12 protein-coding genes and 1 other RNA gene are annotated in these 15,306 nt (G+C 65.2%); 7 read left to right on the forward strand and 6 right to left on the reverse strand.

All coding sequences use genetic code 11. The features are described 5' to 3' along the window. The first annotated feature begins 203 nt into the window (after positions 1-203). The 5 genes from XCC_RS14535 to XCC_RS14555 all read left to right on the forward strand — a co-directional run bounded on the left by XCC_RS14535 (position 204) and on the right by XCC_RS14555 (position 5,045). A complete protein-coding gene (locus XCC_RS14535) occupies positions 204-596 on the forward strand; it encodes a PTS sugar transporter subunit IIA (protein WP_011037933.1) in 393 nt (130 codons plus the stop codon). Then, positions 589-858: an HPr family phosphocarrier protein gene (locus tag XCC_RS14540; protein ID WP_011037934.1), complete on the forward strand. Its 270-nt coding sequence runs from the start codon at positions 589-591 to the stop codon at positions 856-858. Before XCC_RS14535 ends, XCC_RS14540 begins: the two co-directional genes overlap by 8 nt. Positions 859-916: 58 nt before the next feature. Further along, the gene (gene ptsP / locus XCC_RS14545) at positions 917-2,647 is read left to right on the forward strand and encodes a phosphoenolpyruvate--protein phosphotransferase (protein ID WP_011037935.1); all 1,731 of its coding nucleotides are present in this window, start codon (positions 917-919) and stop codon (positions 2,645-2,647) included. A gap of 143 nt (positions 2,648-2,790) precedes the next feature. Further along, complete coding sequence (gene mgtE, locus XCC_RS14550) at positions 2,791-4,152, forward strand: magnesium transporter (protein WP_011037936.1); 1,362 nt, start codon at positions 2,791-2,793, stop codon at positions 4,150-4,152. A 98-nt stretch (positions 4,153-4,250) separates the two neighbouring features. Beyond that, positions 4,251-5,045 carry a prolyl oligopeptidase family serine peptidase gene (locus tag XCC_RS14555; RefSeq protein ID WP_011037937.1) on the forward strand — a complete coding sequence of 265 codons (795 nt, stop codon included), beginning with the start codon at positions 4,251-4,253 and terminating at the stop codon, positions 5,043-5,045. Between the two features lie 268 nt (positions 5,046-5,313). On the opposite strand, the gene cydB is transcribed toward XCC_RS14555, so the two are convergent. The 4 genes from cydB to XCC_RS14575 form a co-directional block, all read right to left on the reverse strand. Continuing rightward, positions 5,314-6,330 carry a cytochrome d ubiquinol oxidase subunit II gene (cydB, locus tag XCC_RS14560; protein ID WP_011037938.1) on the reverse strand — a complete coding sequence of 339 codons (1,017 nt, stop codon included), beginning with the start codon at positions 6,328-6,330 and terminating at the stop codon, positions 5,314-5,316. Then, positions 6,330-7,727, reverse strand: a complete 1,398-nt coding sequence (locus XCC_RS14565) for a cytochrome ubiquinol oxidase subunit I (RefSeq protein WP_011037939.1) — start codon at positions 7,725-7,727, stop codon at positions 6,330-6,332. Before XCC_RS14565 ends, cydB begins: the two co-directional genes overlap by 1 nt. 366 nt (positions 7,728-8,093) lie before the next feature. Further along, positions 8,094-9,479 carry an amino acid permease gene (locus XCC_RS14570; protein WP_011037940.1) on the reverse strand — a complete coding sequence of 462 codons (1,386 nt, stop codon included), beginning with the start codon at positions 9,477-9,479 and terminating at the stop codon, positions 8,094-8,096. 430 nt (positions 9,480-9,909) lie between these two features. Continuing rightward, positions 9,910-10,971, reverse strand: coding sequence for a pectate lyase family protein (locus XCC_RS14575; RefSeq protein ID WP_011037941.1), 1,062 nt, complete (start codon positions 10,969-10,971; stop codon positions 9,910-9,912). A gap of 1,022 nt (positions 10,972-11,993) precedes the next feature. On the opposite strand from XCC_RS14575, the gene XCC_RS14580 reads away from it, so the two are divergent. Both XCC_RS14580 and XCC_RS14585 read left to right on the forward strand, forming a co-directional pair. Then, a protein-coding gene (locus XCC_RS14580; RefSeq protein WP_139115361.1) for an IS5 family transposase occupies positions 11,994-12,792 on the forward strand; the annotation gives its coding sequence in 2 pieces (ribosomal slippage) (positions 11,994-12,265 and positions 12,264-12,792; 801 coding nt in all). Between the two features lie 72 nt (positions 12,793-12,864). Beyond that, positions 12,865-12,937, forward strand: a non-coding RNA gene (locus XCC_RS14585) — sX9 sRNA. A gap of 98 nt (positions 12,938-13,035) precedes the next feature. Here XCC_RS14585 and XCC_RS14590 read toward each other — a convergent pair. Together XCC_RS14590 and XCC_RS14595 are read right to left on the reverse strand one after the other, a co-directional pair. Continuing rightward, positions 13,036-13,977: a proline iminopeptidase-family hydrolase gene (locus XCC_RS14590; RefSeq protein WP_011037942.1), complete on the reverse strand. Its 942-nt coding sequence runs from the start codon at positions 13,975-13,977 to the stop codon at positions 13,036-13,038. A gap of 438 nt (positions 13,978-14,415) precedes the next feature. Further along, positions 14,416-15,192 carry a LuxR family transcriptional regulator gene (locus tag XCC_RS14595; RefSeq protein ID WP_011037943.1) on the reverse strand — a complete coding sequence of 259 codons (777 nt, stop codon included), beginning with the start codon at positions 15,190-15,192 and terminating at the stop codon, positions 14,416-14,418. Between the last annotated feature and the right edge of the window lie 114 nt (positions 15,193-15,306).

The raw sequence follows: 15,306 nt of genomic DNA on the forward strand, positions 1-15,306 counted from the left end.
CCGCTGATCAACCCACTGCAGCGCTCGCTTGCCGCAATACCGGTGCAGACGCAACGGACGTCACATCGTCACGCTGTCAGCGGAGCGCGCATCGCCTGCAATCCACGCCCAACTGCAGCAGGCTAAACGCCCATTCATTTCGCAACACATCGGTGCCCGGCAAACGCTATCGCGTGGTCATGCTGACCTGTTAACGTTTCGGCATGGCCTGTGGCATTCTCCTCATTACTCATCCCGGCATCGGCGCAGCGTTCTTGGACGTGGCGACGGGGCTGTTGCGGCATTTGCCGTTGAAGACCGAATCCTTCGAGGTTCCGCTCGATGCAGACCTGGACGCGTTATTGCCCCAGGCCTCGGCAGCGATGCGTCGGGTCGACAGCGGCGACGGCGTGTTGGTCATGACCGACCTGTACGGCGCCAGCCCCAGCAATCTCGCCAGTCGGCTGGCCAAGCTGGGCACCCCGGTTCGCCGTGTGTCTGCGCTCAGCCTGCCCATGCTGCTGCGGGTGATGAACTACCCCGAACAAGGTTTGCAGGAGCTGCCCGCCACCGCGGCGGCCGGTACCCGCAACGGAGCGATCATCGACGATGCTTGAACGCGAACTCATAGTTTCCAATCGACTGGGACTGCATGCGCGGGCAACCGCCAAGCTGGTGCAGACGCTGTCGTCCTTCCGCGCCAACGCCACGCTGGCGGCCAAGGGCCGCGAAGTGAATGCCAAGAGCATCATGGGCGTAATGCTACTGGCTGCCGGCCAGGGCACCAGCGTAATGGTGCGCCTGGATGGCGAAGACGAGGCCGAGGCGCTGCAGGCGTTGGTGGACCTGTTCGAGCGCCGATTCGACGAGGACAGCTGAGCATGCGCTGCGTCGGTGCCGTGCTGACCGACACGGCGCGGCTGCGCCAAGGCCGCGCATGAGTCTGCGCTTGCGCGGACATGCCGCCTCGCGCGGTAACGCATTGGGGCGCGCCCGCGTCCGCCAGAGCCACACACTGGAGGTGGCCGAGCAACGCGTGCCGGCCAACCAGGTCGAAACGCAGCTGCAGCGTCTGCACGCGGCCATTGCCGCCGCACGCACCGAGATGCAGCAACTGCGCGACCGCCTGCATGGCGCGCTGGCCCGCGAAGTGGGCGAATTCCTCGAACTGCACGCGCTGTTACTGGACGACCCGGAACTGCTGCAGGGGCTAGACGATCTGATTCGCACGCACCGCTACAGCGCCGACTACGCGCTGCGCGTGCAACGCGATCGTCTGGCGGCGGTGTTCGACGGCATGGAAGATGCCTACCTGCGCAGCCGCATGGACGATCTGGACCATGTGATCGGGCGCATCCATGCGTTTTTGCACAAGCGCGCGCCGGACCTCAAGGGCGTGGCCGGCGAGATCCTGGTGTGCGACAACGTGGCACCGTCGGAGCTGGCGCAGCTGCAGGCGCAAGGCGTGGTCGGCATCGTCACCACTGCCGGCAGTGCGCTCTCGCATAGCGCGATCCTGGCGCGCAGCCTGCACCTGCCCTTGGTGGTCGGCGTGGCCGACGCGGTGCAGCGGGTCAACGATGGCGACGTGCTGATCGTCGATGCCGGCTCCGGCCAGGTCATCGTCGACCCCACGCCCGAGCATCTGCGCGACTACCGCGAGCGCCTGCGCACGCTGGCCAAGGAACAACGCGAACTGGGCCGGTTGCGCTCCAAGCCGACCCGCACGCGCGACAACGTCGACATCACCCTGCTGGCCAATGCCGAGTCGCTGGAAGACGTGGCCAAGGCGCATGCGCTGGGCGCGAGCGGGCTGGGGCTGTACCGCACCGAATTCCTGTTCCTGCAGCGCAACGAGCTGCCGGACGAAGACGAGCAGTTCCACACTTACCGCGACACCGTGCTGGGCATGAGCGGCCGGCCGGTGACCATCCGTACGCTGGATCTGGGCGCGGACAAGGCCGACCGCACCGGGCTCACCCTGAGCGATGAGGACAACCCGGCGCTGGGCCTGCGCGGGGTGCGCCTGTCGCTTGCCCGGCCGGCGGTGGCCCAGGCACAGCTGCGCGCGATCCTGCGCGCGTCCGGCTACGGCCCGGTGCGCATCCTGGTGCCGATGGTCAGCGGGCGCGAGGAAATCCTGTTGGTGCGCAAACAGCTGAAAAAGCTCACCGCGCAGCTGCGCGACGAAGGCCACGAGATCGCCGAGCACATTCCGCTCGGCGCGATGATCGAGGTGCCGGCGGCGGCATTGGCGCTGGACTGCTTCATCGACGACATCGACTTTTTGTCGATCGGCACCAACGACCTGGTGCAATACCTGCTGGCGGTGGACCGCAACAACGAAGCGCTAGGCGAGCTGTATTCGCCGTTGCATCCGGCGGTGCTGCGATTGATTGCGCAGGTCATCGCCACCGGGCGGGCGCACAACAAGCCGGTGGCCGTGTGTGGCGAAATCGCCGGCGACCCGCGCTTCGTGGCGATGCTGCTGGCGTTGGGCCTCACCGAGTTCAGCCTGCATCCGGCCACCTTGCTGGAAGTACGCCGCGCGGTGCGCGACCTGCATCTGGGCCAGTTGCGCGTGCACGGCGAAAAACTGCTGCGCGCGCGCGACCGCAAGAGCATCGAAAAATGGCTGGCAAGCGTGGCGCAAGGCCTGCTGCACTGAGTTGCGCCACACCCGCGCCCGCAGCGCGCGGGCACCGCTGCACCTGCACTGTATGTTTCGTCACCGTGCGCAAGCGATAATGCCCTGCTGATCCAGCACCGCGGCCTCTGAAGAGACGCGTTCACTCCACCAGGGAGCCGCGCATGGCCGAAGCCGTCCGCCACGACAAGACCGCGCGCCAGCTACGCCTGCTGTCCGACGCGCTGGACAGCGGGCGTCTCGGGCCGGTGCGTCGGTTGGTCAACACGTTGGCGCCGGCGGAGATCGGCAACCTGCTGGAATCACTGCCGCCGGGCAAGCGCGAGGTGGTGTGGGGGCTGGTCGACCCGGAAGACGATGGCGAGGTGCTGCTGCACGTCGGCGATGAAGTACGCGAAAGCCTGCTCGCCGACATGGACCCGGACGAAATCGTCGCCGCGGTCGAAGATCTGGACATCGACGACCTGGCCAACCTGGTCGAGGACCTGCCCGATACCGTCATCGACGAAGTGCTCAAGTCGATGGACCGCGAGAACCGCGAGCGGTTGGAACAGGTGCTTTCGTATCCGGAAGACACCGCCGGGCGCCTGATGAACCCGGACGTGGTGACGGTGCGCGCCGACGTCAACGTGGACGTGGTGCTGCGCTACCTGCGCCTGCGCGGCGAGCTGCCCGACCACACCGATCACCTGTACGTGGTGAGCCGGCGCCACCAGTATCTGGGCCGGGTGCCATTGGCGGCGCTGGTCACCCATGAAGACAGCACGCCGGTCAATCGGCTGATCGACGACGAGCAGCCGGCGATCGATGTCGGCGATGGGTCGGACGAAGTGGCGCGCCGCTTCTCCGACCATGACTGGATCTCCGCCCCAGTGGTGGACGACAACAACATCCTGCTCGGCCGCATCACCATCGATGACGTGGTCGATATCATCCGCGAGCAGGCCGAGCACCAGGCGTTGAGCGCCGCCGGCCTGGACGAGGACGAGGACATGTTCAGCCCAGCGCGGCGCGCGTTCCGCCGCCGCCTGATCTGGCTGGGCATCAACCTGTGCACCGCGTTCCTGGCCTCCAGCGTGGTCAGCCAGTTCGAAGGCACCATCGAAAAACTGGTCGCGCTGGCGGCGTTGATGCCGATCGTGGCCGGCATGGGCGGCAATGCCGGCACCCAGGTGCTGGCACTGATGGTGCGCGGCCTGGCGCTGGGGCAGATCGGCTCGTCCAACGTGATGACCTTGCTCAAGAAGGAACTGACCGTGGCGCTTATCAACGGCATGGTGCTGGGCATCGGGCTGGGCGTGATTGTGCTGGTGTGGTTCCGCCAACCGATGCTGTCGCTGGTGATCGGCACCGCATTGACCTTGAACATGCTCACCGCCGCGTTTGGTGGCGTGCTGGTGCCGGTGACGCTGAAGCGGCTGGGCTTCGACCCCGCGCTGGCGGGCGGCGTGATCCTGACCACGCTGACCGATGTGATGGGCTTTTTGAGCTTCCTCGGCCTGGCCACCTTGATCCTGCTGCGCTGAGCCAATGACGCGCGCCGGGCCCTCGCCGCAACGCGACATGCCGCGACACGCGTTGGCGGCGATACTGCAGGCCTGTCTTTGCCAGGGAGTGCTGCGTGATGCGTTGTTGTCTTTTGCTGGTGGTGCTCGCGCTGCTGCTGCCCGGATGTTCCAGCTTGGTTGACCGGCACCAGGACACCCGCCGCGGTCACTTCGTGACGCGCTCGCTGGAGATTGAAGGCCGGCACTACCAGTACCAGGTGTTCGTGCCGGTGGGCACGTCGCCGCAGCCGCGGCCGATCGTTCTGTTCCTGCATGGCTCGGGCGAGCGTGGCGACAATGGCCGTAACCAGGCCGAGGTGGGCGTTGGCCCCTACCTCAGCGAACACACCGCCGACTTTCCCGCGCTGGTGGTGTTGCCGCAGGTGCCGGACGACGAGGAATGGCTGGGGATCAATGCGCGCATGGCGATTGCCGCGCTGGATGCCACCAGTGCCGAGTTTTCCGCCGACCCGCAGCACACCTATCTCACCGGCATTTCGATGGGCGGCTATGGCGCCTGGGAAATCGGCCTGATGCAGCCGCAGCGCTTTGCCGCCATCGTGCCGATCTGCGGCGCGCTCAAGGCGCCGCGCGATGAGCGCCGCACCTTGTACGTGAGCCTGGTGGCACAGGAAGCCGACCCGTATACCGCCGCGGTCACGCGCCTGAAGCACGTGCCGATCTGGATGTTCCATGGCGCCAAGGACGAGGCGGTCCCGCCGCACGACGACCGCGCGTTGTACCGCGCCGCCAAGGGCGTGGGCGCCAATGTGCGTTACAGCGAATACCCCAACGGCAACCACAACGCCTGGGACGCCACCTACGCCGATCCGGCGATGTGGGAATGGATGTTCAAGCAGCGCCTGCGCTAGCTGGCTGGGAAGACCTAAACCTGGCGAATGATGGCGCAGCGGCGAGGCCGGCACTTCTGCGTGGCCTTGCTGCCCTCGCTGGATCTGCGGTCGTAGCACAACAGTTCGCGCTGCGGCCCGCTGATCACCACAGCGGCAAGGCCGTTGTGGCGACTCGGCGCTGCACGCAACCGCCCTGCCCTTGCAGGCTCGCAGCCGCGCCGTCGCTGTTCGTGCTCGCAGCGCGCTACGCGCACACGGCGCGCTACGCTGCGCACGCCCGCAGCCTTCAGTGGTGATAGCCAGTCTCGGCGGTGATCTTGCCGCGGAACACGCGGTACGACCACACCGTGTAGCCCAGGATCAGCGGGAGCAGCAGCACCAGGCCGACCAGCGCGAACAGCTGCGAAGACGGTGGCGCGGCGGCCTGCCAGATCGTGTAGACCGGCGGCACCAGGTAGGGCCACATGCCCAGCACCAGCCCCAGGAAGCCGAGCACGAACAAGGCCATCGCCAGCAGGAACGGCGGCGTGTCCGGCTGGCCGGCGTCGGTGGCGCGCCACAACGCCAGGCCCACCACCGCCACCAGCACCGGAATCGGCATCAGCCACAGGTAGTGCGCGCCTTCGAACCAGCGCTCCATCACGTGCGATTGCAGCGAGGGCAGCCACGCACTGACCAGGCCGATGAACACCAGCACCGTCAACGCGAGTGGCCGAGATAGCTGGCGCGCCAGTTGCTGCACGTGGCCGTCGGTCTTGAGGATCAGCCAGGTGCTGCCGAGCAGTGCATAGCCGGCCACCAATGCCGCGCCGGTGAGCATCGCGAACGGGCTGAACCAGCCCCAGATGCCGCCGACGTACCGGTCGTTCTCGATCGGCAAGCCCTGTACCAACGCACCCAGGATCACGCCCTGCGCAAAAGTGGCCAGGATCGAACCGGCGGCGAACGCATTGCTCCACAGCCGCCGCGAGCGATGCGCCTTGAAGCGGAATTCGAACGCCACCCCGCGAAACACCAGCGCCATCACCATCAGCAGCACCGGCAGATACAGCGCCGACAGAATCACCGCATACGCCTTGGGAAACGCGGCGAGCAGCCCTGCCCCGCCCAGCACCAGCCAGGTTTCGTTGCCGTCCCAGATCGGCGCGGCAGTGTTCATCATCAGGTCCAGCTGCGCTTCGTCCTTGCGAAACGGCGCCAGGATGCCGATGCCGAGCACGAAGCCATCCAGCACCACGTACATCAACACGCCGAAACCGATCACCGCAAACCACGCCACCGGCAGGAAGGTCGTCATGTCCATCAGGCAGCTCCATCGATCGGTTCGTCGGCGGCCGACAGCGGCCGTGCGGGCGTGTGTTCGCCGTGATCCAGTTGCGGCGCATCGTGCGGGGTGGGCCCGAGCTTGCCGATCTTGACCAGGTACCAGATGCCCCAGCCGAACACGAAGGCGTAGCCGGCCACATACACCGCCAGCGAGATGGCGGTCATCAACGTCGACTGCGGGCCCACCGCATCGGCGGTGCGCAGCAACCCATACACCACGTACGGCTGCCGCCCCATCTCGGTCACGAACCAGCCCGACACCAGCGCGATGAAGCCGCTCGGCAGCATCCAGCGCCAGGTGGCCAGCAACCAACGCCACTGCACCAGCTTGCCGCGCCACCAGGCAAACGCCGACACCCAGGCCACCACCAGCATCAGGCTGCCCAGCCCCACCATGATGCGGAACGCAAAAAACACCGGCAGCACGGGCGGGCGATCGGCGGCCGGCACCGTGGTCAGCGGCGCGATGCGGCCGTCCAGGCGATGGGTGAGGATCAAACTGCCCAGCCGCGGAATGGCGATCTCGTAATCGTTGCGCTCTTTCGCCGCGTTGGGCACCGCGAACACCACCAGCGGGAAGCCCTCCCCCGGCGCTTCGTCGTGCCAGTGCGCTTCCACCGCGGCGATCTTCATCGGCTGGTGCTCGAGCGTGTTCAAGCCATGCATGTCGCCAACAAAGATCTGCAGGGGCACGGTGATCGCCGCAAACGCCACCGCCAGCTTGAGCATGCGCAGGCCTGCCTCGCGGTGCACGCCACGATGCAGATACCACGCACCCACCGCGCCCACCACGAAGCAGGTGGTGATGAACGAACCCAGCGCCATGTGCGCCAACCGGTACGGGAACGACGGGTTGAAGATGATCTTCAGCCAGTCCACCGGATGCACGATGCCGTTGACCACCTCGTAGCCGGCCGGCGTCTGCAGCCAGCTGTTGGACGACAGGATCCAGAACGTGGAAAACAGCGTGCCCAGCGCCACCATGCAGGTGGCGAAGAAATGCAGGCGCTCGGAAATCCGGCCCCAGCCGAACATCATCACGCCCAGGAAGCTGGCTTCCAGAAAGAACGCGGTGAGCACTTCATAGCTGAGCAACGGACCGATCACGCTGCCGGCAATGCGGCTCAGTTCCGGCCAGTTGGCACCGAACTGGAACGCCATCACGATGCCGCTGACCACGCCCATGCCGAAGGACACGGCGAAGATCTTCTGCCAGAAAAAATACAGCTCGCGCCAGACCGGCAGGCGGGTGCGCAACCAGCGCCATTCCAGAAATGCCAACAGGCTGGACAAGCCGATGGTGAACGCGGGAAACAACACGTGGAACGCGATGACGAACCCGAACTGGATCCGTGACAACAGCAGGGCGTCCATGGAGAAAGCTCCAGGAAAGTGGGGATGACCGCAAGCGCGCAGGCTGCGGATCGATCGCCGAGGAATCCCTGTGGTGTGCGAGCAGATCCTTCGTGCGACAGGATCATGATAGGGACGCGTGCGCCCGTTCCCGATGCGACACGGCGTCGCACTGCGTCAACGTGTCGCGTCGCAATTGCGTTGAATCAAGGCATCCGGCTGCGTTGCAGCGCCGTACCGGGCGCCTGCGAACGCGCGGCATCGCGCTATCGCGCAGGTATCACGCGTCTGCCATTGACTGCCAACCAACACACACGGCCACGTGAGCGCCGTTCGCCACGCTGCTGCTAGCGGCGCACGCAGGCGCCGCCTGTCAGCCAATACGGTCTAGCGCTTGCGCATCCGCCGCGCCAGCTCGCTCACCAGCGCGATGCCGGCGGTGAGCCCCACCATCGACAGGAACTGCGCGCGGGTGTCGGCCGACAATGCCAGCAGCACGAAGATCACCGCCAGGATCGCCAACGCCAGTAGCGTCAGTACCGGGTAGCCACGCATGCGGAACGGCAAGGCGATGCCGGCGCGGTCGGCGCGTGCACGCAGGATCAACTGCGACAGCAACGAGATCGTCCACACCAGCAAACAGGTGGCACCGACGATATTCAGCAGCATCGGCAGCACCTTGCCGGGATACAGCAACTCCAGCACCGCGGCGGCAAAGCCGAACAACACGCTGGCGATCACCGCCACCAGCGGCACCTGCTGGCGGCTGGTGTTGCCCAGCCAACGGGGCGCTTCACCGCGCTGGGCCAGCGAGAAGATCATGCGCGAGGCACCATAGAGATTGGCATTGAGCGCCGACAACAGCGCCACCACCGCCACCAGCGTGATGCCGGTTGCCGCACCAGGAATGCGCGCGACTTCCAGCACAGCGGCAAACGGCGAACTCAGTGCATCACTGGTCCAGGGCACCACCGCGACGATGACGCTGATCGAGCCGATATAGAACACCAGGATGCGCCAGGCCACCGTGCGGATGGTGCGCGCCAGGCTGCGCCCGGGGTCGGCGGTTTCCGCTGCCGCCACCGCCACGATCTCGGTACCGCCGAAGGCGAACACCACCACCAGCAGTGCGGTGCCGATGCCGGCCAGGCCCTTGGGCGCGAACCCGCCGTGCTGGGTGAAATTGGAGAGCCCCGGCGACGCCACGCCCGGCAGCAACCCGGCCAGCAGCGCACCGCCAATCATCAGGAAGATCAGGATCGCCACCACCTTGAGGATGGCGAACCAGAATTCGAACTCACCGAAATTGCGCACGCCCAGCAGGTTGATCACGGTGAAGGTGGCCATGAACACCGACGCCAGCATCGGCACCGGCAAGGCCGGCCACACCGTGGCCAGCAGGCTTGCCGCGCCCACTGCTTCGGCGGCGATCACCACCACGATCTGCAGCCACCATAACCAGCCGACGGTTGCGCCGGCGGTCGGCCCCATGGCATCGGCCGCGTAGACCGAAAACGCGCCGCTGGCCGGCTTGGCCGCGGCCATTTCACCGAGCGCGTTCATCACGATGATCACCAGCGCGCCGGCGATCAGATAGGACACGAGCACGGCCGGGCCGGCCGCGTGGATGCCGACCCCCGAGCCGAGAAACAGGCCTGCGCCGATCGCCGTGCCCAGGCCCATCATCATCAATTGCCGGGGTTTGAGCGCATGACGCAGCGCAGGCGCAGCGGACGAAGCAGTCTCAGCAACAGGATCGGTCGGAAGCGGCATGGACAGGATCGACGATGACGGGAACGCGACACGATACCGCGTCGCGGGCTCCGCCGCGCCTCTTGACGGCGGCACCGCCACCGCCTCCGGCCGCGAGCCCTGTAGCGGCGTGCGCGGTGCAACGGCGGCCACGCACGTGCAGGCCGTGCGCTGCCCGTGCGCTCCTTGCTGCAGCCGTGCGGACATCGCCACGGGCACGCATGACATGCTGAACCACGCACCTGGCAGGCGGCGACGGAACAGGCCGCACGCCATGCGGTGAGCACCGCGTCGTCCTCGCCCCCCTCGCCCACGCCGCATCGCCCTCGGTTAGCGCCTCGTAGGCCCAGCGATGCCGGTGGGTGCAACGGGCACTTCGCTTGGCGAACCGCTTGAAAAAGAAACCCCGACCAAGGCCGGGGTTTCAGTCATACAGGGTAGCGCCACGCCATCACTCGGCCAGGTTCTTGCCCGCCCCTGCGGTGGCGATCACCTTGGCCTTGACCTGCGCAGCCGGCGTGACCGTGTAGATGTAGCCCAGCGATTCGGGGAACACCTTGGTGCTGATCCAGTTGGTGGCATTGGCGTAGGGCTTGCTGCCATCGGGCGTGCCCCAGGTGATGCCGCTGCCGACGTAGTTGTTGATCAGGTCCCAGTAGCCGATCTCGCTGCTGTCGCGCGAGGTCACCGGGTTCTTGATGTTCTCGAAGTAATTGGACTCGATCTTGGCAATGCCGCCCATGCGTACATTGATGCCGGAGGTGGTGACGTTGTTGAAGTAGTTGTTGTAGATGTGGCTCAAGCCACGGCGCTGCAGCGGCACGCGCGATTCCACATTCTCGAAGCGGTTGTGGTGGTAGGTGGTACGCGCGGCCGAGTTCTTGGTGTCACTGTCGCTGTAACCGTTCAACGCCACCTTCTGGTAGTTGTAGACGTAGTTGTAGGACACGGTGACGTGATGCACGCCCTTCTTCATGTCGATGCCGCCATCGAAGGAGGCATCACCGGCGCCGGAGCACTTGGTGAGCGAGGCGAATACCGTGTTGTGGTCGACCCAGATCTTGGACGGCTCGCCACTGGAGTTGCCTTCCAGCGAAATCGAATCGGCATCTTCGCCGCCCTGCAACAGACCGATGGTCATGTTCTGGATGATCACGTTGTGCGCATTGCCCACCACGCGAATACCGAAGTTGGCAGCCGAGCCGTTGGCACCCTTGATGGTGACATCGCTCTTGTTCTTGATCTGCACGGTCTTGGCGGGCAGCTTCCACTGCGCGCAGACATCCTTGATGGTGCCGAAGTCGAACTTGCCGGTGTAGTTCAGCACCAGGCCGCCGCTGCCGGAGTAGCTGTCGATGGCCGACTGCATCGCCTCGAACGTGGCCACATTCACCGGAACCTTATTGCCGCCGCCGGTGGTGGCGGCACCGTAGCCGACCGGACCTGCGATCGCGCCCGCAGCGCAAGCGGACAGTGCAAGCGCGAGTGCGCCCTGAAGCGTTTTGCTAGTCATGCAGCCTCTCCCAATGGAATTCGAAAACGCTGCAGGGCGTCAGCGAGTGCATGACGACGGCAACGCGGTGCGTGGGGGCGTGCATTCTTCGCGCGTCTTGAAACAGAAAACAATTATCCAGTTGTGGAAATTTGACAGACCGCGGCATTCGCGCAGAGAGACACGCAAAAGAGACAGCAATGGACAGCGGAGACAGGACACCGTGCCACTGCGCTGCAACATGTCTTGTGCGTGTGATTGCTGCATGCTGCGATGGCATGCCGTTGTGCATGCGCTACTGCGCTATGCAGCGCGCCGCGCCGCGTTGCAGCGAAGCGAACGACACTCAACGCGACGCGTCACGGCCGCGCTTGATCACCACGCAGCCACAGCGCGCCGATGATCAGCAGCTCAGTTTGGTTGGAATTTCAGGCCTAATGCGCGGCTGCCGCATCAATCACGCGCGCGCGTGCATCACCGCTAGGAGATCCATCGCGTCGTGTTTGCAAGCTCTTCCAAACCGATCATCGATACAGGTTGCAGATGCGCGCCTGCAGCAGCAGCGCGATCGCCCAGAGTCTTACGGATGGCGCATGGGTCAATGCTGCGCACGCGATGATCGGCTGAGTCGGCCAGGCGAAGGCGAGCACTGCCGAGCGTGCGCGAGTGGCGCGTTCGCGCGCATCGGATGGTGCTATCGAGCGCGGCGGCGAATGCTGCGTACAGTTATGGGGATGAAGCGCAACGTAGTGCGCAGCACTACCAGACAAGGCCGCAGCACGATGCTGTACGCATGCTCGGCACGACGGTGCGGGCTTGGCTGGCCGGACAGGCGACGGCGATCAAGACGGCTCGAAGGCGCGCATGGCTCAACGCCGCAACGTGCATGTAGGAGCCAAGGCAGAGCTGCGCATCACTCCCGTCTCCTGTGCGTGGCCATGAACACGCTGCCACGCCCGCGCGATGCTGGTGCGGCTCGGCACCCGATGACGTCTAACTAAGAACCTGTTCACGATCTTTCCTGATCAGTGCAGACTATGCGGATGCGCCAAAAGACCTATCCGAGTGACATGAGCCGGGAGCAGTTCGAACACGTGCTGCCGATCCTGGAACAAGCGCGTAAGCGCACCAAGCCACGCCGTGTGGATGTGTATGAGGTGTGGTGCGCAGTGTTGTACGTGCTGCGAACCGGTTGCCAATGGCGAGCGCTACCCAGCGACTTTCCAAAGTGGCGGACCGTGCACTCGTACTTTGCCAAGTGGAGCGAGTGCAACGATGAGGGAGTGAGCCTGCTGGAGCAGGCACTTAAAAAATCAGGTTGGCGTGGCCCGCGCCAGACAGGAGCGCAACGCCTGCACCAGGTTCTTGATCGTGGACGCGCAGAGCGTAAAGAACACGGACACAGCAGGGCAAAAGGGATATGACGCGGGCAAGAAGGTGTCGGGCATCAAGCGGCATATCGCTGTTGATACTCAGGGATTGCCCCATGCAATCGCGGTGACGACGGCGGAGGTGACCGACCGCAAAGGTGCGCTGCAGGCGTTGGAGCGCTGCCAGTCAAATTTGACGCATGTACAAAGCTTACTGTGCGACAGCGGTTACACCGGCGTACGGTTTGCCGACGGCGTGCGAGAGATTTTAGGCGAGCAGCTCACGGTGCAGATTGCCAAGCGCAGCGAACTGCACACCTTCAAGGTCATGCCCAAGCGATGGATCGTCGAGCGTAGTTTTGCTTGGCTGGAGAAGAACCGAAGGCTATGGAAGAACTGCGAGCGCAAACTCAACACCAGCCTGCAGTTCATCCATTTGGCCTTCTTGGCACTATTACTCAGAAGATCGTGAACAGGTTCTAAGAGCGGCCATCAAAAAGACTGCGCAGCCGCCAGGCGGCCGCGGCCGGTGCTCGAAATCGGCATGTACCCCCACACACGCCGGTTCCTCCGCGCCGCACGCACCCACCTGGCGACTGCTCGCTACTTTGTTAGCCAGCTCTAAGTGTCCAAGCGCGCTCGTCTGCGGAACCGCGCGGTCTTCGGCATATCTACCAAGGCCAGCAAGCCGCAGCCCTGCCGGGTTACACCCTGCTCAGACGGCGCGATTGGCCAGCGCCGAGGGACGCGTCAGTTGCCCGCCTGGCCACGGGCTGTGGTCGTCGAGGAAGTTGCCGACCAGGCGCATGCAGGCCTCGCGCTCTTCCACATGCGGCATGTGGCTGGAGTTGGGGAAGACATGCCAGCGCGCATCGGGAATCAACCGTGCGTAAGGCTCCACGGTTTCCGGCGTGGCTTCATCGTATTTGCCGGACAGCACCAGCGTCGGCGCGGTGATGCGGTGCAGGCGTTCGATGATGCTCCAGTTGCGCAGGCTGCCCACCACGTGGAATTCGGTGGGGCCGTTCATCGCGTGGTAGACGGTGGGATCGGCATCGATCGCGGCAAAGGTGAGCGCCACCTCCGCAGGCCACGGCAGCACGCGGCACACGTGCTGTGCGTAGAACGCCTGCGTGGCGGCGCGGTAGGCGGGCGAATCCAGGGTGCCGGCGGCTTCATGTTCGTCCAGGGCGGCCTGTACGGGCTCGGGCAGGCGCGCGCGCAGGCGCAGCGCGGCGGCCCGCCACAAGCCCATCGACGCGGGCGAGTTGGCGATGACCAGTGCGCGCAGTCCGGCAGGGCGGCGCACCGCGTGTTCGGCGGCCAGCATGCCGCCCCACGACTGGCCCAGCAGCGCGTACTGTGCCAGTCCGAGATGGCTGATCAGCGCCTGCAGCTCATCCAGGAACAGGCCCACCGTCCAGAAGCTGGGGTCGGCATTGGGCAGATGGGTGGAATGGCCGTTGCCCAATTGGTCGTAGTGAATGACCGCGCGGCCGCTGCCGGCCAGATCGGTAAAGCTGTCGACGTAGTCGTGCGTGCAGCCCGGGCCGCCATGCAGCACGATCAGCGGGCACGCATCGCTGTGCAGGTCGCCGGTGATGCGGTACCAGGTGCGATAGCCGCGAAATTCGACGAAACCCTCGGTGCACTGCATGACCTGCGCCCACTTACGGCAATGAGAGCGGCGAGCCTACCCAGCGCAGCGGGTCGGGATAACTGGCAAATTTGCCAGGTTAGCCATGCATCTTGAGGCATAACAGATCCTCGGACGCCGTCGCGCTGCGAATGCCCGCGCCCTTGGTGCCTGGGCTAAACAGCTTGATGCGTGCTTGGCCAGTTGCGCTGATTGCCTGCGCCAATCGTGGACACCACGACTCGTTCAATCTGACGATGGAGACCGCGTGCCGTCAGCGTCCACGTTAAGTGCGATGACACCGGTTGGCAATTGCGAAACGCGCGAATTGCGACACCGTCGTGCGTGCGAGGTGCCATGAGGCCGGCATGCGAACACCGGTCTGCCAGCGCTCCCCGAACATGAGCAACCACGCCCGCGCCAACGACGCGGCCGACAAACCCGACCAACTGAGCCTTCCTACAACTCCAGCAGCCGGTAATGCATGCCGCGTACCACCGCTTCCACGCGATTGCGTGCGCCCAGTTTGCGGGCCGCCGAATTCAGATGCAGGTTCACGGTGGCCGTGGAGCGGTTGAGCGTGGCGGCAATGCTCTTGGCAGTCATGCCCTTGGCCGAGTACTGCAGGCATTCGCGCTCGCGGCGGGTCAAGGCGATGTGGTGGCAGCGGCGCTCCTGCGGATCGAGCAGTTCCTGCGCGCGTGCCTGAAAGGCATGCGCCAGCAGCAGGAACGGCGGCAGCTGGGCTTCGGCCAGGCGTGGGGCCTCGGCCTGGGTGGCATTGACTGCCGCGCTGAAGGTCGCAAACGCGCCGCCGGGCAGGTGCAGTGGCACGGTGACACCGGTGCCCATATCGCTGTCGCACAGGTAGCGGGTGACTTGCCGATGCTGGTCGCCCACGTATTCCACGCCCTCGGTGCGGCCTTCGGTGCGGCCTTCGGTGCGGTACGACCACACGAACGGCGTGGTGCGGCGGGTGGCGCGCTGCTGCACCGGGTCGTTCTGGTAATAGCCGTGTTCGCACCAGACGTTGTGCATGTCGTCGGGCGCATTGCGCTGCAGGAACACCGACGGGGTGATCAACGCGCCCTCCATGCTCAGCGGCACCGGCGCGTAGTCGTACACCAGCGACTGGAATCCCTGCGCGCAGACATCGCGAAACACCCGGTCCAGGCAGGCATTGAGCGTCTCGCGGGCCTGGAGATCGCGGCCCAGGCTGGCCAATGTGTCAAACATGGTGCATGTCCTTCGGTGCCGGCGACTGCCACTGGATGACATCCAGCATGGAAAACCTAGCATTTTTACCAATGGATGGGCTCGCCGGGCGCTTTATGTTCACAATGCCGGGCA

This window comes from Xanthomonas campestris pv. campestris str. ATCC 33913 (assembly GCF_000007145.1).
Classification (GTDB): domain Bacteria; phylum Pseudomonadota; class Gammaproteobacteria; order Xanthomonadales; family Xanthomonadaceae; genus Xanthomonas; species Xanthomonas campestris.